The following is a 19,863-nucleotide window of genomic DNA, read 5'->3' as shown; positions in this document are numbered from 1 at the left end:
TAGGATAGGGAAAATTCGACGGAAATTTCAAGGACAGAAAAGGGGCGCGCCTACATTATACACAAATGTAAAATGTAGGCGCTCCCCCATGAAGTACCTTAAAAAAGGAAAGCCCTGTTACGTTGCGGTGTGGGAAGAACGGGACAAACAGATTCGGTTGGTGGAGGTACTCTATGTTGGCACGCACGAGAAAGCGCCCTATTGAAAAAATGGATGCGGCAAGATTTTTGGGACCGCCCGATAAAATAATGGAAGTCCGCCGTTTTGCGGTGTCCCTGGGACTATCCGATCTGGAGGATACCATCGATTACCGGGACGCCTTTCCCGAGTTTTCCGGTAAAGAGCCGCAAATTGCCGTTAAAGCGTATCGTATGCGGGAGGGGTTGACGCAGGAAGAGCTTGCCAAACTCGCGGAAATCCCCCGCCGCCATATCTCCGATATGGAAAACGGCAGGCGGCCCATTGGCAAGGAAAACGCCCGCAAGCTGGCAAAGGTTCTGAATGTTGATTATCGGATGTTTCTCTAAGGTGCGTTTTCATGTTCTGCTTCGCCAAAAAAGACAAGGAAAACCTCACCAGGGAAGAAGAACGCGAATATAAGGATGCTGCTTCTCTCTATCTGGGTTTGAGTGACGCACATATCGAAACGGCGCTGCAACATGGCAAGATGGAGGAGGTGGAGTACCCATGACAAAGAGATATAAAAGTACCGCACTGGCGGCACTGCATGAATCGATGCAGGATTTGCATGATATAGGGGTTGTTGACCAAAGAACGATGCGAAAGTTCGATGAATCGTGTCTTGTTCCCGTTGCGGAATTTGCTCCCGATGAGATCATCGAGACACGGAATAGGGCCGGTGTAAGCCAAGCCGTTTTTGCCCACTACCTTAACGTGTCCGTCGGATCGGTAAGCAAGTGGGAGCGCGGCGAGAAGCATCCGAGCGGTCCGGCACTGAAGCTGCTCGATCTGGTCAGGCGGAAAGGGTTGGAAGCGCTCGCCTAGCAGCAACCTGAGCGGTAATGACATAGCAAAGGCGGCCAATCGGCCGCCGTTCGTGTTTCCCGAAAGCGGATGTAAGCAGGCTCCCTCTCTCAACTCCCTCCCGATCCCTAAAACTAGACGCTCTACCATCCACTCCAACACATTCGGGACAACCTGCGCTCCACTCGGCCCCGCGAGGGCTGCAAAACGCCGGAGCGGGAATAAAAAAAGGCCACACCTTGCGGTGTGGCCTTTTTTCTTCCTTCGGAGGAAGAATTACTTTGCAGCAGGAGCAGCAGGAGCAGCAGCGTCAGCAGCAGGAGCAGCTGCGTCTTTCTTAGCGGCTTTCTTTGCTTTCTTTGCTTTTTTTGCTTTCTTAGCCGGTTTCTTCACTTCTTTTTTCTCGGTTGCAGCAGGAGCAGCAGCGTCGGCAGCCGGAGCAGCAGCGTCAGCAGCGAAAACAACGGCGGAGAAGGACAGAGCAACGATAGCGGCTACGAGGGTGGAGAGAACTTTTTTCATGTGATAATGCCTCCAGATGAGTTTAAATGCTTCTTGCCTAAGGTAATAGCATTAACGGTGCCAACTACGAAGGTTCGGCTAACATGCCGATATGTGTGGAATTAATTTTTTTGCCCCGGCTGCGCCCGGCTTGTAACCACCGCAAATCATCCTGTGCTTACCTCATATGGGGTATGCGCCCACTGGGGCAGGCCCCGTTACCCTGCCCGCTGCGCCGCCAGAATCGTCGGCAGGTTGATCTCTATCCAATCGGCCAACGACTCCACCTTGCGGCCGATCTCCGCTCCCATGGGCGTCAGGGAATATTCCACATGGGGCGGCACGACCGGCAGGGACACCCGGTGGATGAAGCCGTCCTTTTCCAGGCATTGCAGCGTCTGCGCCAGCATCTTTTCGCTGACCCCGCCCACCTTGCGCCGCAGATCGCTGAAGCGGTGCGTGCCCTCCATCAGGGCCACCAGCACCAACACGCCCCAGCGGCTGGTGACGTGTTTGAGGATCTCCCGCGAGGGGCATTCGACGGCAAAGATCTCCCCGCGCCGCAGCAGTTCGGAGAGTTTTGGGGTTTTGGCTTTTGTCATGGCACTTACCTTTTTGTGCGTACTTACTAAAAGTAATTATAGCTGATATGATGAATCCATACAATACATCAATCACCGTTGAAGGGAGTTTGTCATGATCGTCATCACAGGAGCAACCGGGCAGTTGGGCCGTTTGGTCGTCGCAGCGCTGCTGAAAAAGGTACCCGCAACCGATATCGTCGCCGCGGTGCGCAATGTGGACAAGGCCAAGGATCTTGCCGCATTGGGCGTGCAGGTGCGTCATGGGGATTACAGCCAGCCCGCCACCTGGGACGGAGCGCTCAAGGGGGCGGACAAGCTGCTCCTGATCTCTTCCAGCGAGATCGGACAGCGCGCGGCCCAGCATAAAACGGTCATCGACGCCGCCAAGCGGGCGGGGGTGAAATTCCTGGCGTACACCAGCGTCCTGCATGCCGATACGTCGGTGCTGGGGCTGGCCGACGAACACCGGGAGACCGAGGCGCTGCTCCGTGCCTCCGGGATCCCGTTCGCGCTGCTGCGCAACGGCTGGTACACCGAAAACTACACGGCCGGCGTGCCTGCCGCGCTGCAACTCGGCGCCGTGTACGGCTGCGCGGGCGACGGCCTGATCTCATCCGCCGCGCGCGCCGACTACGCGGAAGCGGCGGCTGCCGTGCTGGCCGCGGACAACCAGGCGGGGCGCGTCTATGAACTGGCCGGCGACACCGCCTACACCCTGACGGAGTTTGCCGCGGAGGTCTCGCGCCGGTCCGGCACGGCAATCGGGTATGTGAACCTGGCGGAAGCCGACTACAAAAATGCCCTTCTCAAGGCGGGGCTGCCGGAGGTGGTCGCCGAATTGCTCGCCAATTCGGACAGCGGAGCCGCCAAGGGGGCGCTGTTCGACGACGGCCGCCAACTCAGCCGGTTGATCGGCAGGGGCACGACGCCGTTGGCGACATCGGTCGCGGCGGCACTGTAGGCAAGAATCAGGGGAGGGGCGGCCAGGCGGCCGCCCTGCGTGCTTCTTGAGGGAAAGTCAGGGAGCAGGCGGCGGTAAAAGTTTTTTGTACCACAATGGCACCATGAAAGGCATCCGGCTCGGTTCCGGGTGCCTTTTTTTGCGCGAAAACAAGGGGATAAGGGAAATGTCCGTTTAAAATTTTTAACGTTTTGCAATTACATTGAAATTTGGTTTCGGGTGAGGTAGAAGGGGGAAGCAGGTTTTATCAGGTTGAGCTTGCTCTACGTATCATGCCGCAGGATGGAGGATCGATCCCCTCGACGCTCTCGTTAATCGATAAATATCCCTATTACGTCCATATTATATGTCTATGATATCCCATGAAACAAAAAAAGGAGGTGTGTAGCATGCTGTCAGATTTGAAGATCAGTGCCCGGTTGGCCCTCGGTTTTTCCGTGATGCTGCTGATTATGGTCGTGATCAGCGGGATTGCCCTGAAGGGCTTCACCCGCATCAACGACAAGGTGCATGTCATTACCGATAACAGGTGGCAAAAGACGGTCGCGATCCATGTTATCAAGGACAATACCAACCTGATAACGCGCCTCATGAGAGACGCCATTATCTCGGAAGACCCTGCCACGCTGAAAAACGGCCTTGAACAGATCAAGAAAGCTAAAAAAGAGAACGCCGGCTTTTTTGAAAAGCTCGACAAGGCGATAGACAGTGGCGAAGACAAGGCGCTGTTCCAGGCGATCAAAAACAGCAAGACGCCATATAACGCCGCACAGAATGAGATCTTCGAATTGCTTGACGCCAACAACAAGGCAGAAGCCGGAAAGCTGCTGCTGACAAAGCTTCAACCGGTCCAGAATGACTATCTGGATTCGCTCAACAAAATGATCGACTTCCAGGCCAGGGAGATGAGCAAATCGGGCGATGCGGTGAAGGAAACCTACCGGTCGGCTCGACTGGAGATCATCATCGTTGTCGCGATCTCGCTGCTTGTCGCCGCACTGATCGGCTTCGTGACCGCCCGCAGCATTACCCTGCCCCTCAGCCATGCGGTGCAGGTCAATCGCAGCATCGCGGACGGGGACCTGAAGGTGGCCGTCGTTGTCGATCGCAAGGATGAAATCGGCCAACTCAACGAATCGGCAAAACATATGATCGAAAACCTGCACAACATCATCAGTCAACTGTCCAACACGTCGGCCCAGGTTGCCGCTGCCTCCGGTCAACTGCATTCCACCGCGGAGCGCATCGCCAGCGGCTCCGAGGAGGTCGCCGTTCAGGTCGGCACCGTGGCCACGGCCGGCGAAGAGATGTCGGCCACATCGGGGGATATCGCCCGGAACTGCCAGCTTGCCGCCGAAGGGGCGCAACGCGCCTCCCAATCGGCCGAAAACGGCGCAGCGGTGGTCGAGAAGACCGTGGCAGTCATGGGGCAGATCGCCGAGAAGGTTCAGGAGTCGGCCAGAACCGTGGAAAACCTGGGGGCGCGCAGCGACCAGATCGGCGCCATCATCGGCACTATCGAGGATATTGCCGACCAGACCAACCTTCTGGCCCTGAACGCCGCCATTGAAGCGGCCCGCGCCGGTGAGCAGGGGCGGGGCTTCGCGGTCGTTGCCGACGAGGTGCGCGCCCTGGCCGAACGTACCACCCGCGCCACCCGCGAGATCGGCGAGATGATCAAGGCCATCCAGAGCGAAACCAAAGGCGCCGTGAGCGCCATGGAGCAGGGAGTGAACCAGGTGGAGGCCGGCACCATGGAAGCGGCCCGTTCCGGCGAGGCGCTGCGGGACATCCTGGAGCAGGTCAACGACGTGGCCATGCAGGTCGGCCAGATCGCCACGGCAGCCGAGCAGCAGACCGCCACGACCAGCGAAATATCCAGCAACATGCAGCAGATCACCGCAGTGGTGCAGCAGACCTCCCTCGGCGCGCAGGAATCGGCCACGGCATCCGCGCAGTTGCGGGGCAATGCAGAGGAGTTGCAGCGGCTGGTGCAGCAGTTCAGGCTGTAAGCAAGGAAACAGGGGCTCTGTCGGGGAGCGTGACGGAAGGCTGAAATTGTCACAGGTGCGGACCTGGCCCCATAAGGATTCAGTGGGGCAAAAAGCACGTGTCAGGCCCGATCCCGTGCCCCTGTAAACTTTTTATGTATCAAAATGACGCAATGAAAGGCATCCGGCTAGGTTTCGGGTGCCTTTTTTTAATGTGAAAACAGGGGGATATGGGGATTGGCGGTTTTGTGTTAATTTTATTAACACTTTGATTTTACGTTGAAATTCGGGGTTGGGTGGGGTAGAAGGGGAGGCAGTAGTCCGCTGGGGCAGCGGGGGGGGGCGCTGGTTATGTGGAGAGTAGGCGGTCTGGCCTTTGCGGAGGGCCTAAAACTCAAGGAATCAGCCGAACATGACCGAGCTAACTGAACAACAGAAGGTTGATTGGGTGCTCCGCACGAAACTGCGGGAGCTCTGCGCCGGCGCACGCAGTGATGCAAAGCTTTTTGCCGTCTTGACGGTACTGCTGACCCCGGTGGCGGTGGTGCTCTTCATCCTCATGCTGCTCTTTGCCCTGGCCTTTGTCGATTTGCCGGTAATCGACCACCTGGGCTACCGGTTGTCGTTTGTCACCGGGGTAAACCTTTGCCTGGCGTTCATGGTCGCTTCGTATTTCCTCCGGCCGAAGGAGGAATGCCGGCGTCAGGACGGCGACACCGCTTGGCTGGCGGCGGCGGGCGGCCTGTTCTGCTGCCTCCTCGCCATGTCCTACGCAACTCCGCTCTCCCGGACTCATCCGGGGTGGTTCTGGCCGTTCTACCTGCTGCTGGCCTTGGCCATGCTGGGGTGTGTCGGGCATGCCTACGAGCCTAAAGACGATTATTACCTGGGGTGGACGGCAGGGCCGCTTTTGATGGATGACCCCTTCACCATCCAGGACGACATCGACCGGGCCCATATAGGTCTTGGCTTTTTGGTGTCCATTTCACACCTGATTTTGAGCGCCTATGGGGAAATTTTTGGCAGCAGGTGGCTGTGGCGCGGCATGCAAGAGGCGGAGTTAAGCACCTCGGTGACACTGTTGCAGGGGTTGGCCACCCGTGATGCCTCCGAGGCGATGGCGCGTGTGCGGGCACTGGCCAGGGGCTCTGCTGCGGATAGTGTGCGAGCATTGGTGAAGCTGGAGTTCGTGGTTATCGACAAAGGGCTTCCCCGGCTCAGTATGAAAGGAAGAGAGTTTCTTGATGCAAAGGCTTGGAGGGAATTCCGGGGATATCCGAGATAAGGAACTGCGATACAGGTTAATAAGTTCGGTCAATTGAGTATGTCTTCGGAATTACGCATAGTCGCTGGTGGGATTGAGAAATCATGAGAAAGAAATTGATCGTGATAATTGCTGTAGCTATGGCAATTCCGCTCATCATTTGGGGATGGGATCGTTATCAGGACCAGCAAATCAAAATTTTCGTCGATTCTGCGACCCCACTTTATGCCAGCGAAATTGATGCAGCATACGGTAGCCTAAAGTTAATCAAAACGCTAAAACCTGGAGAAAAGCTGAAAGTAAATCGTACGACTTACGGAAAGGACTATTGGGCGTTACATGTTGAAACTGATGCAGGGATTCATGGATGGGTTGCATCTGGGCAGCAGGGGCTTACCATTCAGCGACCTAAATAACCATCTGTTGTGAGTATTGTAAGGATCGCGTCTCCAGATTGCAAATTTGAATTTTGGAGACGCGACCCCATATGCTTCCTCCGTTGAAATTAGGGGGTGCGGGGTGTAGAAGGGGATGGGTAGGGCGCTGGGGCGTCGGTGTTTGCTGGTTTTGTGGGGAATGGAGACCTGACCATTGCGGGGGCTCACTAAGTTTGCAACGGCTCAGATTGCAGAGGGAAGGTCATGCGTTGCCCTCACGAAATGACTAAGAACCAGACTTTATTAAAAAATACAAGGGGGGAATGGGTATGGTTGTAAGCAGGTACGCATTGGTAACAAAATTTATAGGTGTTTTTCTTGTAGTCATTGCACTGAACGGTTGCTATTCGTTTTCGAACATGACAAAAACACCTGATTTTTCGGATAATATTGCTGTGGCATCTAAAAACAATAAAAGTGACAAATTAGGCTATATTTCAAGCATTAACGTAAAAACAAATAATAGCATCACTAATACTAGTGATGGATTTGTAAACCGAGTGGTTGGTAAACTGAAACAGTCAAATTATTTTGAAGATCTAGGCTATGGATTATATTCTAAGAAACCCAATGCTCCATACTATGACCTGAATATATCTATTGAAGAAAATCCTGATATGAATATGGGTATGAATATTACTAAAGGTTTTTTAACTGGACTTACTCTATTTGTGCTGGCACCGGTACTCACAAATACATATGATTTTTCTACTAACCATTCCCTGGAGGTGACATGGCCTGACGGAGCGAAGCGAGAATATAAAGCAACGTGCTCCGGGTCTGCGTCGGGGACTTTTCCTTATTCTGGACTTGTAAAAGAGTACCATAAAATTGTGAGCGATGCGACCGAGAGATGCTTGACTTCCGTCATTAATCAATTTACTGCAGATAGGTGAATCAGTCTGAGAAATACAAAGGGTCGCGTCTACTTGTTTCATTTTATGTAGGAAGTTCAATAAGGTGACAGGCCGTTTATTGGAGGATAGAGGTAAAAACGAATAAGTAGCCTGTCCCCTTATTGGTCATCTGACCCTTGAGACTTGCCCTGTGTGAGGCCTCATGCACTTCCTTGAACGAGGGAATCAAAATGAATATTCAATCCGTTTTTCAGATGCCAAGCACTGCTATTGCAAAAGCAATCTCTGCACGGTCATCGAGCATTACCGCCGCTTTCGTTTCCTCGATCCTTCCGATTATTCCGCCAACTGACGATGAAATACTGCAAGCACTGCTCATTCTTGAGATGGAACCGGGAAATGTCCGTTGTGCATACTGTGGGGATAAGTCATCAGAATGGGACCACTTAAGACCGATTGTCACTGACCAGATGCCCACTGGATTCATCAGTGAAATAAGAAATCTTGTCCCCTCATGTGGTAAATGCAATCAGTCCAAAGGAAAAAGCCATTGGCGACAATGGATGTTGGGCCCAGCTAAGCGTTCACCCGGAACGCGCAAGATAGTTGATCTACATGAGAGGATTACACGGTTAGAAGCATACGAAAAGTGGGGCAACGTTACGCCAATTGATTTTGCTTCAATTGTTCCACCCGATCTCTGGCAAGAGCATTGGTTAAATATGCACCGACTTCATGATGATATGAAATTGGCACAAGAAGTTGCTTTGCGCGTGCGAAAGGTAATTGAGGACAAGACGCTCCAATCGTAAGGAGACTTTTTCTATGTTTCGACGGAGGGGCAATAAGCAGTCTGTCCCCTTATTGCTCCCCAAGGCGGCCAATCGGCCGCCTTTCGCGTTTCTAAAAAACAGACATAAGCAACCGTCCGCCCTAACCACCCCCTTGATCCCCTAAACAAAAAATTCGACTCTCACCCATCCCCCATGCACTTTTGGGGAAAGACACCGGGGTTGCGGCATGGACGCAATCCCGTTTTTTTGTTTTGATGGCCATACGAAACACACCACGTCACGGGAGGCGGAATATGTGCGGAGGAGGAGCGCCCAGCGCGCCGGTGGTGACCCCGGCGCCGGAAGAACAGGATGCCGGGGTGGTGGCGGCCAGGGATGCGGAACGCCTGCGCCGGAGGCAGGCGGCCAGCAACACGATCCTGACCGGAGCGCAGGGGGTGACCGCACCGGCGCCCACGGTCGGTAAGACCTTGTTGGGACAGTAGAATTCCCCCTCCTTGATAAGGAGGGGGTTGGGGGTGGTTGAGTTTGAGAAGTTACCGGCTACCACCCCCGGCCCCTCCTGAACCAGGAGGGGAGGAAAACGCCCGGCTCTTCTCCCTCTTTGATGAGGAAGGGCAGGGGATAATTCACCAAGCACCGTCGCGACGACAGGAGCGCATTTCCATGGCTGAAGAATCGGTACGCGAGCAGGTTTCCAGGCGGCTGGGAGAGCTGAAACAGGAGCGGAGTTCCTTTATCCCCCATTGGCGGGAGCTCACTGATTTCCTCTCCCCCCGCACGGGCCGCTATCTGGTCATCGACCGCAACAAAGGGGTCAAGGCCAACGACAAGATCATCAATTCCTGCGCCACCACGGCCCTGCGCACCCTCAAGTCCGGCATGCACGCCGGCATGACCTCCCAGGCCCGCCCCTGGTTCCGCCTGACCACGGACGACGTGGACATGATGGCTTCCAGCGCGGTCAAGCAGTGGCTCTTCGACGTGGAGAACAAGATGCGCATCGTGTTCTCCCGCTCCAACTTCTACAACGTCATGCCCCAGATCTACGGCGCGGCGGCGGGCCACGGCACGGCGGCCCTGGCGATCCTGGAGGACGACGAGACCGTGATCCGCTGCTACCCCTTCCCGGTGGGGTCGTTCATGATCGCCCTCTCCGACAAGCTCCGCTGCGACACCCTGTACCGCGAATTCCCCATGACTGTGCGCCAGGTGGTGCAGCAGTTCGGCCACGACCATGTCTCCCACACCATCAAGACCCTGTGGGACCGGGGCTCCTACGAGCAGCCGGTGGAGGTCGTCCACGCCATCGAGCCGAATCAGGGGCGCGACTGCTCCAGGATGAACGCCAAGGACAAGCCGTTCCGCTCCATCTACTACGAAGCCGGGGGGAGCAACGACCTCCTGCTGCGGGAGTCGGGCTTCGACGAGTTCCCGGTCATGGCCCCGCGCTGGGACGTGGAGGGGGACGACGTGTACGGCTATTCCCCCGGCATGGACGCCCTGGGGCTGGTGAAGGGGCTGCAATTCTGCGAGAAGCGCAAGGCCGAGGCCCTGGACAAGCTGGTGCGCCCCCCCATGCTGGCCGATGCGTCGTTGCGCACCCAGCGCACCTCCATCCTGCCGGGGGACGTGACCTATATCGATAATTTGGGGGCTCAGCAGCACGCGGGGCTCCGCCCGGCCTACCAGTTCAACCCCAACATAGGCGAGATCCGCGCCGACATCGAAGCCATCAAGCGGGAGATCCGCACGATCTTCTTCGAGGACCTGATGCAGATGTTCGCTACCTCTGATGCCTCCAACGTGACGGCCCGGGAGGTGGAGGAGCGCCACCAGGAGAAGCTGCTGGTGCTCGGCCCGACCATGGAGCGCTTCGGCGAGGAGCTGTACGACCCGGCCATCGACCGGACCTTCGCCATCATGCTGCGCCGGGGGATGATCCCCACACCGCCCCGGGAGTTGCAGGGGCAGGCGTTGAAGATCGAGTACATCAGCGTCATGGCCCAGGCCCAGAAGCTCATCGGCACGGCCAATATGGAGCGGGTGGCGGGGTACATCGGCAACCTGGCCCGGATGGATGCGGGCGCCGTGGACAAGCTGAACATCGACGCGGCCATCGACGAGTACGCCAGCATGCACGGGGTGCCGCCCAACGTGATCAATTCCGCCGACGCGGTGAAGGGGCTGCGGGCCCAGAAGGCCAAGGCCCAGCAGGCGCAGCAGATGGCGGCGGCCGCCCCGGCCATGGCGGATGCGGCGCAGGCGGCCAAGACCCTGAGCGAGACCGGCGTGGGCGATACCAACGCCCTGGCCCGTCTGCTGGGGACGGCATAACCGTAGGGGCGACGTCAGGGCGAGCCGTCGGCGTCGCCCCTACGCCCGATTTTATCGTGGTGAACAACAGGTAGGGGCGATGCCAACGGCTCGCCCGGTTTTACGGTATCGCCCCTACCAAATGCAAGGAAACGGCAATGGCACAGCTAAAGGGCAGGAAACAGGAACTATTGGACCTGGACAGCCTCATGTCCATCCCGGCCGGGCGGCGCTTTCTCTGGCGGCTCCTCACCCAAAGCGGGGTGTTCCGGTCGTCGTTCTCCACCGATCCGTTGGTGATGGCCATGAACGAAGGGCAGCGCAACGTGGGGCTTAGGGTGGTGGGTGCAATCATGGCCGCCTGCCCGGAGAAGTACATCGCCATGATGCGTCTTGGCAAGGGGCCCGGAGATCAGGAGGATGAAGATGCTCGACACATGGCTTAGAAGGATTGCGCTGTCCCCGCTGTTCCTGCTCATGGGGGCGGCAGGGGCGGCCGGGGCCGCAGGGGCGGGAGACGCCCCGCCCGAAGGCGCGCCCCATCCCGGAGCAGGAGCCACTGCGGAAGCGGCGGCCCCGGAAGGGCACGAGGCCGACGATACGGCGGGGGAGCGGGAACCTGCCCCCGAAGCGGATGCGACGGGAGCGCCGGAGGAGTACGGCGAGTTCACCATCCCGGCGGAGGCCCAGGAGATGGAGTTGGTGGCCGAGGCGCTGGAGGCCTTCAAGCCGGTCGCCCAAGAGATGGGGCTGCCCCAGGAAAAGGCGCAGCTCCTCTTCGACCGGCTCCTCACCCAGGTTCATCCCCGCATGGAGGCGCGGCGCCTGGAGGCCTGGAACGGCATCGTCACGGGATGGGCCGATGCGGCCCGGGCGGACCGGGAGATCGGCGGGGAACGGTTCGCCCATAACGTGGAGGTGGCCCAGCGGGCGCTCAACACCTTCGGCACCCCTGAGCTCACGGCGGCCCTCAACCGGTTCGGCCTGGGCAATCACCCGGAGTTGATCCGCCTCATGGTCCGCATGGGGAACGCCATGCGCGAGGACAGCATCGTCCTCCCCGGCAGCCGTCCCGGCGGCGGCAAACGGAGCGTGGCCGACCGGCTGTACGGCAGCGGCGAATGACCGCAGCTCGAAAATGCCGGGGCGACCCTGCGGGGGGGAATCATGGGACCCCATCGTTCCCATAGCTCCCGGAAAATAGACAGTATTGCAACCAGTCAGCACCGCCATTCCCTGAAATGAAAGGAGAGCATCACCATGGCAGTTATCGGCAACAAGGGGGCAACCCTCATCGATGTGGCCAACAGCCTCGATCCCGACGGCAAGGTGGCCGCCGTCGCGGAACTGCTCAACCAGACCAACTCCATCCTGGAGGACATGCCCTTCAAGGAATCCAACCTGGAGACCGGGCACCGCTCCGTGATCCGCACCGGCCTTCCCTCGGCCACTTGGCGCAAGCTGTACGAGGGGGTCCAGCCGTCCAAATCCACCCGCACCCCGGTGGTGGACACCTGCGGCATGCTGGAAGCCAGGAACCACGTGGACAAGGACGTGGCCGAACTGAACGGCAATACAGCCGCCTTCCGCCTCTCCGAAGGGGTGGCCGAGGTGGAGGCCATGAACCAGACCATGGCCCAGACCCTGTTCTACGGCGATTCGTCCCTGAACCCGGAGCGCTTCAACGGCCTCACCCCCCGCTACAATACGCTATCCACCGCCGTGCCGGTCTCCCAGAACGTCATCAGCGGCGGCGGCACCGGCTCCGACAACACCTCCATCTGGCTCGTGGTGTGGGGCGAGAACTCCGTCTTCGGCATCTACCCCAAGGGGAGCAAGGCCGGGTTGCAGCACGACGACCTGGGGCTCCAGGATGTGACCGACGCCAATGGCGGCTTCTACCGGGCCTACAAGGACTGGTGGCAGTGGAAGAACGGCCTGGTGGTGAAGGATTGGCGCTATGCCGTGCGCATCTGCAACGTGGACGTCAGTAACCTGGTCACCGAGACCTCGGCCGCCGACGTGATCAAGCTGATGATCAAGGCGATCCACCGCATCCCGTTTTTGACCATGGGGAGGCCGGTGTTCTACGCCAACCGCACCGTGCGGGAGATGCTGGACATCCAGGCCCTGGCCAAGTCGTCCAACGTCCTGGCCATCCGGGAGGCGGCGGAGCAGTTCAAGACCACCTTCATGGGCATCCCCATCAAGACCTGCGACCAGCTGTCCCTGACCGAGGCGGCGGTGGCGTAAAACCCGTGAATTGTGAAACGTGAATCGTGAATAAAGGCGATTCCAATATTTCACGATTCACCATTCACCGTTCACCATTCACGGTTTTAGAAAGGAGCTTCACATGATTCTCGACAAGTCCCTTGAACTCAGCCTGGCCCAGGCCGTTACGACCACGGCCCTGTCCGCCAATGTGATCGACATCGCAACGGCACGCAACATCGGCGCCGGGGAGGACCTGTTCCTCTACATCCGGGTCGGCGCCGCGGCCCAGGCTGCCGGGGCCGCCACGGTCAACTTCCAGCTGCAGACCGACAGCAGTTCCGCCATGGGCACGGCCGTCACGGTGCTGGATTCCGGCGCCATCCCCAAGGCTTCCCTGGGAGGGAACAGCGCCCTTAAGTTCAAACTCCCCTCGGCGGCCTTCAAGCAGTACCTGGCCCTGAACTACCTGGTCGCCACCGGGCCGCTCACCGCCGGGGACTTCTCGGCCTGGATCTGTTCGGATGCGCCGGACAATACCACCTACCCAGGCGGCTACGTCGTCGTTTAGGTTTTCATAGGACCTATAGGTCCCATGGGACTCATAGGTCCTATAAAGGAGTCTCCCCATGCACGACATACAGCTCAACACGGCCACCAGCATCATGGTGCGCCTGACCGATGCCATCGACCATGTCACCGGGAAAACCGGCCTGACCCTGACGGTGGCCGTGTCCAAGAACGGCGGCGGTTTTGTTGCCATCTCCCCGGTGGTCACGGAGCGTGGCCTGGGCTGGTACAACATCGACCTGGCGGCGTCCGTGTGCGACACCCTGGGGGAGCTGGTGGTCATGGCCCAGGCCCTTGGCGCCGATCCGGGCATCAACTGCCTGTACGTGGTGGAATACCTGTCGGCGAGCATCTCCGAGGTGTCGATCTGCAACATGGCCCTGGCGCGCTGCGGGGTGACCCTGTTCATCGAGTCCGTGGGGGAGGCAAGCCAGCAGGCGAGCGTCTGCAACCTCTTCTACGTGCCGGTGCGGGACCGGGTGCTCCAGGCCTGGCCCTGGCCCTTTGCCCGCAGGTACGCCCTGCTGCAGGAGCTGGGTTCGCCCCCCTCATGCTGGCGGTACCGCTACCACTACCCCTCCGACTGCCTGAAGGTGCGGCGGCTCGTGCCGGATGGGGAGCGGGGGCAGGGCGCGGGCGCGCCGGTCCCCTTCGAGATCGGGGAGGCGGAGGCGAGCGCCGCCAGGGCCATCCTCACCGACCTGGAAATGGCCGAGGCCGAGTACACCGCCCGGATCGCCGACGTCGCCCTATTCCCCGAATCCTTCACCTCGGCCCTGGCGTGGGCCCTAGCGGCGGAGATCGCCATCCCCCTGACCACGGACATGAACCGGGCGCAGCTGGCCCAGAGGATGTACGCCCAGGCAATGCTGGAGGCGGGGGCCGACGCCCTGAACGAGGAACGGAGCGGCGACGGGCCGGAGAGTGATTTCATCAGGGCGAGAAGGTAGAAACCGTGAATCGTGAATCGTGAATGGTGAATAAAGGCGATTCCAAGGTTTCACCATTCACTATTCACCATTCACGCCTTTAAGGTTCCACCATTCACGCCTCTAAGGAGTTAAGCATGGGCACGGGCATCCCCCAAACCGCATTCACCGCCGGAGAACTGGCGCCGTCCCTGTACGGGCGCGTGGACCTGGCCCGCTACCTGACCGGGCTCAAGACCTGCCGCAACTTCATGATGCTCCAGCAGGTCGGGTCGATATTCAAGCGAGCGATCAGGGTGCCGGTTGAGAACGACACGAATCAGGTCATAGCCGTGGCCGGAACGCTAGCCAACAAGGTGGTGGGCTGGAATGCCGAAGGGACTTTGACCGATTTGCCATTGTCTATCAATACAATGCAATTTTCACTTTCCGCGCCGTGGGTTGACGCACGGGCGTACGGTTCTCTGACTGAGTGCCTTGCGCAGGTGGGAGGGCTGTCGGCGGATATCCTCATCAGCAGTGTGGTAGCCCTGACGGCAAACACGGCTGTGCAACGCAATGTGAGATTGGTGTTCGTAGGCGGCGGTTCTGTGGATTTGGGGGCTTACAACCTTTCCGTGTTGGCTCCTATTCAGGCCAGCAACAACCATAAGCTGTTTTTGAAGAGTGGTGCCGGCAGTGTGGCCTTTGCAACCGGCAGCAACGGCTGTTCTCCGGGATGGTTCGGTGCCATCGGCGATGGCGTAACCGATGATTCCGACGCTATACAGGCCTGCATCAATGCCAGCAACGGCGGGCGCATTCTTTTCCCGTGCGGTATTTTTCGGTATACAAAGAAGATCACTGCTCCAAGTTCGCCCATTCGTGGCTCCTGGATATTCCAGGGACAGGGTTCAACCTTCTACTGGGATACAAACGGCCCCATGGGTACGGCTCTCATGTGGGACGGCGACGATGACAGTATAGATACCATTGAACTCGGAGCCATTGGCAAGCCTTTAGCCATTGATGGTGTGTCACAGACCGCCAACTGGCCGTGGGGGCAGTTCAACTACCAATTTAAGGACATGGCGGTACTGCTAAAAAAGGGGTGCAAGAGCTTTCTCTATGCCCACGACCAAGACGGGGTGCAGATAGAGAACGTCTATGTGGATGGTCAGGGCAACAAGCTGATCCGAGGCGTGTTTGATTTTCGGGGAAGTTCCAACAATATGCGGATGCAGCAACTCACCATGGCGAATATCCCTTGTGGGTACGGAATCCGCGTCGGAGACGGGGCCTCGAACTGGGGAGCATACCAACCGATTGTCCAGAACGTGGCGCTGGCTTATTGGATCGGTGACACCAAGGTGTATGAAGACTCCTATCAAAACGGGAACATTACCATTGAGGATTCCACGTTCGAGGGGGTTTCCGGTGACGGGCAGTTCTTGGTATCGACATTGGTCGCCTCAACATCAAACAGCGATATCTCGGTCAATGTGGCAAACGGGAGCCTCTTCACGGTTGACGATCCTGTATATATCGGCCGTGGTGACAACAATTTTGAAATGAATCGCGTCACGCTGGTGAACAATAATGTGCTAACCCTGGCGTATCCTCTGGAATACGACCATTTGTATGGTGATCCCATCAAGGCTGGCAGGATAGGGGTACATATCGGGCGTTCCTCAACCCGCATGGGGAGGGCGCAGGCTATCGAGATCAGGCGCCCCATGTTTGATCGTTACGGCTGTTGCATAGAAGCCCACGATGTGGAAGGACTGAAGATCGTCTTGCCGACCTTTGTGAGTCGGATACAGCGGGGCTTCTATTTCGACGGTGAGTGCCAGAATATCACTTTAGAAGTTCCGCATGTTCTGGGTAATCAGCTTTCAACCTGGCGGTTGTTTGAGATCACCAATCGGGGTGGAGTCTACAATATCATCTGGCTCGGCGGAGCGGACAAATCCGGGGTTGTGCAACCCTATATCAACAATCAAGGCGAGATCGCCAGTTGGTACATCGGTGATTTTACACAAACGAATGGAAATAGTGAATTTCCTTCTTATTTTCGGGGCCTGTCGTTTAATGCCGTGGAAGGGATCGTTTTGCGCGAAACAGATGGAGCCCTCGGGGTCAAATATAAAACCGGTTCTGGCACCGGCAATGTCAATTTCCAGGTAACGCCAGGGGGCGAGGTGCATTGTTTGCATTCCATGTCGAAATACGGGATGGTCGTTTCTACGCCGGATGGGACAAAACAATATCGAATTTGGGTAAACGACCAGGGTGCAGTGACAAGCACATTGATTACCTGAGAAAGGGGGCCAAAATGGTAAATTTCACCATAGCACACGCAACAGTCATATCAAATGAAGGCGGCTACGCCAACAACCCGCACGATGCCGGGGGGGAAACGTACAAGGGCATTGCCCGCAAGTCCTGGCCGAATTGGGTCGGGTGGAAGTATGTGGATGGCGTCAAGGCCAATACCGTGCCCCAACCGGCCTATGGCACCACGGCGTATCGCAACTATGCCTCTCATTTGAACTGTTGTCTGGCTAGGCTCGCCTCACTGCAACAGGTTGTGCTCGACTTCTACCGCTGGAATTTTTGGGACAAGTACCGTCTGTCCGAGATCAACGACCAGTCCGTGGCGACCTGGCTTTACGATCACGTGGTCAACGGGGGGGCGCGGGGGGCCATGTGGCTGCAGGAGGCGGCCGGGGTGACGGCGGACGGCAAGGTGGGGCCGGCCACCATTGCGGCCATCAATGCCTCCGACCCCGTCGAGCTCCTGCAGGAGGCCGAGGACGTGGCCGCCTTCTATCGGCTGGACCGGGCCGCCGCCGATCCGTCACAGGTGCAGTTCCTCCCGTCCTGGCTTCGGCGCGACGGGGTGTCTGCTGAAGAGATTACGCAGGTCATGCAGGCCGCCAGGGACGGGCTGACCTATGCCGAGGTTGCCGGGCTCAAGGAGATGATCAAGGCGCGTGCCTGATGCGCACAATAACGCCGTGAAGCGTAAAGGAGGACCAATGAAATTCATTCGGGACATTCTGACCGGCATCGACGGCCAGACGTATGACAACATCAGGGTGGGGATTGCCGCCGCCCTGGTCACGGCCATCGGCGCCATCATCACGCAGTTGGTGAAGGGACAGCCGGTGGACCTGCTTGCGTTCGGCGGGGCGGTCGCCGCGATCTTGGGGGCCGGAGGCTTCGGCATTGGGCAGAAAGCCCACACCGAGCCGGGTGGGGAACCATGACCGCCGCCGCACTAGCCGCATGGCTGTGGGACAACCGCAGGGTTGTTGTTGAGGTGACGGGTGTTGCCGCGCTGGCAGGGGTTGTCTGGTGGTTCGGCTTCCACGTCCCGGCCGAACGCGACCAGCTTCAAACACAAAATCAGGAGCTCAAGGCGCAGGTACAGGCCGCCCAAGGCTCGATAACACTCCAGGGGGACATTCAGCATGAGAAGCAGACCATCGACAAAGTTACGCAGTCCCGTATCAGTTCTCTCCGTGTTCAGCCGCGCCCTGCTCGGCATGGCGTGCTGGTGCCTGCTGGCCGGTTGCCGGACCTGCCCGCCGTGCGTCCGTCCCATACTGCCCACTGAGCCGCAGCCTCTTTTGAGCGAGGTCGAAACCCTCGATCCCTCGGAGCCGGGGGCGGCATACTGCCTGTCCGAGAGCGGCCGTCTGGGGATATTGACCAACCTGGAGCTGTACCGCGGCGCCCTGGACAAATGCAACGCCACTATCGAACGTTACAACTCGACCATCGCGCCGCAAGGGGAGGGAGAGCAGTGGGGCGGAGAAAACCGGTAACGGCATTACTCACGCAACGCCGCGACGACGTAACGGAATTCAAAGGCTTGAATGATGTCGATTACGGCCTGAACCTCTGAATGGCCGTGATGCAGCAACCGCCTGGTTTTACGCTGCGTCGTCGCGCGAGGCCGCTTTGGATGGTGTAGGACTGTCGTCAAAACTCGGCGTGGCGCGGCGTGCGGGGGAAGGGGATCACGTCCCGGATGTTGTCCATGCCGGTGAGGTACATCACCAGCCGCTCGAAGCCCAGACCAAAACCGGCGTGGGGGCAACTCCCCCAGCGGCGGCTGTCCAGATACCACCAGAGTGGTTCCTGGGAGACGCCCATCTCGGTCATGCGTGCCGTCAGCCGGTCCAGCCGCTCCTCGCGCTGGCTGCCGCCGATGATCTCGCCCACCTTGGGCACCAGCAGGTCCATGGCGGCCACGGTGCGGCCGTCGCTGTTCTGGCGCATGTAAAAGGCCTTGATCTCCTTGGGGTAGTTGAGGATGAACACCGGGCCACCCACCACCTGCTCGCTCAGATAGCGTTCGTGCTCGGTCTGCAGGTCCAGCCCCCATTCCACGGGAAATGAGAACGCCGTACCCGACCGCTGGAGCCGCTCGATGGCCTCGCCGTAATCCATGCGGACGAAGTCGGCCTCGGCCACCTGGCGGACACGCTCCACCAACCCCTTCTCGATCTGCTTGTCGAAAAACGCCATGTCGTCGGCGCACTCATCCAGGCTAAAACGGCACAGGTAGCGGATGAACTCCTCGGCCAGTTCGGCGTCGTCGGCCAGGTCGGCAAAGGCCATCTCCGGCTCGATCATCCAGAATTCCGCCGCGTGGCGCGGCGTGTTGGAGTTTTCGGCGCGAAAGGTGGGGCCGAAGGTGTAGATGTCGGAAAAAGCCAGGGCCAGAAGCTCCCCCTCCAGTTGACCGCTGACCGTGAGGCCGGTGCGCTGGCCGAAGAAGTCCAGGTCGAAGTCGGGCGGCGCACCGGCATCCAGGGTGGTTACGCGGAACAGCTCGCCGGCCCCCTCGCAATCGCTGGCCGTGATGATCGGGGTGTGGGCGTAGAGGAAATCCCGCTCCGCGAAGAACCGGTGCACGGCCTGGGCCAGGCGCGAACGGAGGCGGAACACGGCGCCCAGGGTGTTGGTCCGGGGCCGCAGGTGGGCGATGGTGCGCAGGTACTCGAAGGTGTGGCGCTTCTTCTGCAACGGGTAGGCATCGTCGGCCTCGCCGACGATCTCGATGATGGTGGCGTGCAACTCCCACTGCTGCCCGGCCGCCGGGGATTCCACCAGCGTGCCGTGCACCCGCAGGGCTGCGCCGGTGCCGAGACGGCAGACCGGGTCGAAGTTCGCCAGATCTTTTCCGGCCACCACCTGGAGCCCGGCCATGTCGGAGCCGTCGTTCAGGGTGACAAAGGCCACCTCTTTGGCGGCGCGCACCGAGCGCACCCATCCTGTGACCACGCATTCCCGGCCGCTTGTGCCGCCCGCCAGGAGTGTCCGTATCCGAGTTTTCATAGTTGTGGTTCTCCGGTGGAAGATATTATCCTAAAGACGGCGGTTATTCACCACAAAGGCACAAAGAGCACAAAGGATTCAAAGAGTTAGCGGCGAAAAGGTGAGGCCAGTCAATTATGAAATTATCATA

Annotated in this window: 24 protein-coding genes; 21 read left to right on the top strand and 3 right to left on the bottom strand. The window is 58.6% G+C overall.

Annotated features, from left to right (window positions below):
• Positions 1–248: 248 nt before the first annotated feature.
• Genes ET418_RS04215 through ET418_RS04205 form a run of 3 tightly spaced genes read left to right on the top strand, consistent with a single transcriptional unit; the run spans position 249 to position 1,005 of the window.
• Positions 249–527: a helix-turn-helix domain-containing protein gene (locus ET418_RS04215; RefSeq protein ID WP_218043361.1), complete on the top strand. Its 279-nt coding sequence runs from the start codon at positions 249–251 to the stop codon at positions 525–527.
• An 11-nt stretch (positions 528–538) separates the two neighbouring features.
• Positions 539–691: a type II toxin-antitoxin system RelE/ParE family toxin gene (locus ET418_RS04210; RefSeq protein ID WP_149306325.1), complete on the top strand. Its 153-nt coding sequence runs from the start codon at positions 539–541 to the stop codon at positions 689–691.
• Entirely contained in the window at positions 688–1,005 is a 318-nt protein-coding gene (locus ET418_RS04205; RefSeq protein ID WP_149306324.1) for a helix-turn-helix domain-containing protein, read from the top strand. The genes ET418_RS04210 and ET418_RS04205 overlap by 4 nt, the downstream gene beginning before the upstream one ends.
• Before the next feature lie 255 nt (positions 1,006–1,260).
• Here the strand turns inward: ET418_RS04205 and ET418_RS04200 are convergent, their stop codons facing one another.
• Positions 1,261–1,506 (bottom strand): hypothetical protein, encoded by a 246-nt coding sequence (locus ET418_RS04200; RefSeq protein ID WP_149306323.1) that lies wholly within the window; start codon positions 1,504–1,506, stop codon positions 1,261–1,263.
• Between the two features lie 197 nt (positions 1,507–1,703).
• Positions 1,704–2,087: a winged helix-turn-helix transcriptional regulator gene (locus ET418_RS04195; RefSeq protein WP_149306322.1), complete on the bottom strand. Its 384-nt coding sequence runs from the start codon at positions 2,085–2,087 to the stop codon at positions 1,704–1,706.
• 94 nt (positions 2,088–2,181) lie between these two features.
• Between ET418_RS04195 and ET418_RS04190 the strand changes: the two genes are divergently transcribed.
• From ET418_RS04190 to ET418_RS04105, 18 genes are all read left to right on the top strand, one after another.
• Entirely contained in the window at positions 2,182–3,030 is an 849-nt protein-coding gene (locus ET418_RS04190) for an SDR family oxidoreductase (RefSeq protein ID WP_149306321.1), read from the top strand.
• Between the two features lie 389 nt (positions 3,031–3,419).
• Complete coding sequence (locus ET418_RS04185; RefSeq protein WP_149306320.1) at positions 3,420–5,042, top strand: methyl-accepting chemotaxis protein; 1,623 nt, start codon at positions 3,420–3,422, stop codon at positions 5,040–5,042.
• A gap of 391 nt (positions 5,043–5,433) precedes the next feature.
• Positions 5,434–6,306: a hypothetical protein gene (locus ET418_RS04180; protein WP_149306319.1), complete on the top strand. Its 873-nt coding sequence runs from the start codon at positions 5,434–5,436 to the stop codon at positions 6,304–6,306.
• 83 nt (positions 6,307–6,389) lie between these two features.
• Positions 6,390–6,701 (top strand): SH3 domain-containing protein, encoded by a 312-nt coding sequence (locus ET418_RS04175; protein WP_149306318.1) that lies wholly within the window; start codon positions 6,390–6,392, stop codon positions 6,699–6,701.
• 290 nt (positions 6,702–6,991) lie between these two features.
• Positions 6,992–7,618, top strand: a complete 627-nt coding sequence (locus ET418_RS04170; RefSeq protein ID WP_149306317.1) for a hypothetical protein — start codon at positions 6,992–6,994, stop codon at positions 7,616–7,618.
• 191 nt (positions 7,619–7,809) lie between these two features.
• Positions 7,810–8,391, top strand: a complete 582-nt coding sequence (locus ET418_RS04165) for an HNH endonuclease signature motif containing protein (protein ID WP_218043360.1) — start codon at positions 7,810–7,812, stop codon at positions 8,389–8,391.
• Between the two features lie 275 nt (positions 8,392–8,666).
• Entirely contained in the window at positions 8,667–8,858 is a 192-nt protein-coding gene (locus ET418_RS04160; RefSeq protein WP_149306316.1) for a hypothetical protein, read from the top strand.
• 181 nt (positions 8,859–9,039) lie between these two features.
• Positions 9,040–10,710 (top strand): portal protein, encoded by a 1,671-nt coding sequence (locus tag ET418_RS04155; protein ID WP_149306315.1) that lies wholly within the window; start codon positions 9,040–9,042, stop codon positions 10,708–10,710.
• A gap of 137 nt (positions 10,711–10,847) precedes the next feature.
• Positions 10,848–11,135 (top strand): Bbp19 family protein, encoded by a 288-nt coding sequence (locus ET418_RS04150; protein ID WP_149306314.1) that lies wholly within the window; start codon positions 10,848–10,850, stop codon positions 11,133–11,135.
• Positions 11,116–11,814: a peptidase gene (locus ET418_RS04145; RefSeq protein WP_149306313.1), complete on the top strand. Its 699-nt coding sequence runs from the start codon at positions 11,116–11,118 to the stop codon at positions 11,812–11,814. The genes ET418_RS04150 and ET418_RS04145 overlap by 20 nt, the downstream gene beginning before the upstream one ends.
• 135 nt (positions 11,815–11,949) lie before the next feature.
• Complete coding sequence (locus ET418_RS04140) at positions 11,950–12,942, top strand: major capsid protein (RefSeq protein ID WP_149306312.1); 993 nt, start codon at positions 11,950–11,952, stop codon at positions 12,940–12,942.
• 103 nt (positions 12,943–13,045) lie between these two features.
• Positions 13,046–13,474 carry a Bbp16 family capsid cement protein gene (locus ET418_RS04135; protein ID WP_149306311.1) on the top strand — a complete coding sequence of 143 codons (429 nt, stop codon included), beginning with the start codon at positions 13,046–13,048 and terminating at the stop codon, positions 13,472–13,474.
• Positions 13,475–13,532: 58 nt separating this feature from the next.
• Positions 13,533–14,423, top strand: a complete 891-nt coding sequence (locus ET418_RS04130; RefSeq protein ID WP_149306310.1) for a phage connector family protein — start codon at positions 13,533–13,535, stop codon at positions 14,421–14,423.
• Positions 14,424–14,539: 116 nt separating this feature from the next.
• Positions 14,540–16,702, top strand: coding sequence for a hypothetical protein (locus ET418_RS04125; RefSeq protein ID WP_149306309.1), 2,163 nt, complete (start codon positions 14,540–14,542; stop codon positions 16,700–16,702).
• A 14-nt stretch (positions 16,703–16,716) separates the two neighbouring features.
• Positions 16,717–17,385 carry a glycoside hydrolase family 108 protein gene (locus tag ET418_RS04120; RefSeq protein WP_149306308.1) on the top strand — a complete coding sequence of 223 codons (669 nt, stop codon included), beginning with the start codon at positions 16,717–16,719 and terminating at the stop codon, positions 17,383–17,385.
• Positions 17,386–17,422: 37 nt separating this feature from the next.
• Positions 17,423–17,653 carry an amino acid ABC transporter substrate-binding protein gene (locus ET418_RS04115; RefSeq protein WP_149306307.1) on the top strand — a complete coding sequence of 77 codons (231 nt, stop codon included), beginning with the start codon at positions 17,423–17,425 and terminating at the stop codon, positions 17,651–17,653.
• Positions 17,650–18,003 (top strand): hypothetical protein, encoded by a 354-nt coding sequence (locus tag ET418_RS04110; protein ID WP_149306306.1) that lies wholly within the window; start codon positions 17,650–17,652, stop codon positions 18,001–18,003. The genes ET418_RS04115 and ET418_RS04110 overlap by 4 nt, the downstream gene beginning before the upstream one ends.
• Positions 18,004–18,016: 13 nt before the next feature.
• Positions 18,017–18,214, top strand: coding sequence for a hypothetical protein (locus tag ET418_RS04105; protein WP_149306305.1), 198 nt, complete (start codon positions 18,017–18,019; stop codon positions 18,212–18,214).
• Positions 18,215–18,371: 157 nt separating this feature from the next.
• Here the strand turns inward: ET418_RS04105 and asnS are convergent, their stop codons facing one another.
• Complete coding sequence (gene asnS / locus ET418_RS04100) at positions 18,372–19,733, bottom strand: asparagine--tRNA ligase (RefSeq protein WP_149306304.1); 1,362 nt, start codon at positions 19,731–19,733, stop codon at positions 18,372–18,374.
• Positions 19,734–19,863: the final 130 nt, after the last annotated feature.

The organism is Oryzomonas rubra, from assembly GCF_008369015.1.
GTDB lineage: Bacteria > Desulfobacterota > Desulfuromonadia > Geobacterales > Pseudopelobacteraceae > Oryzomonas > Oryzomonas japonica.
Note: the sequence above shows the minus strand (reverse complement) of the source record. Positions and strands in the feature narration are given on the sequence as shown.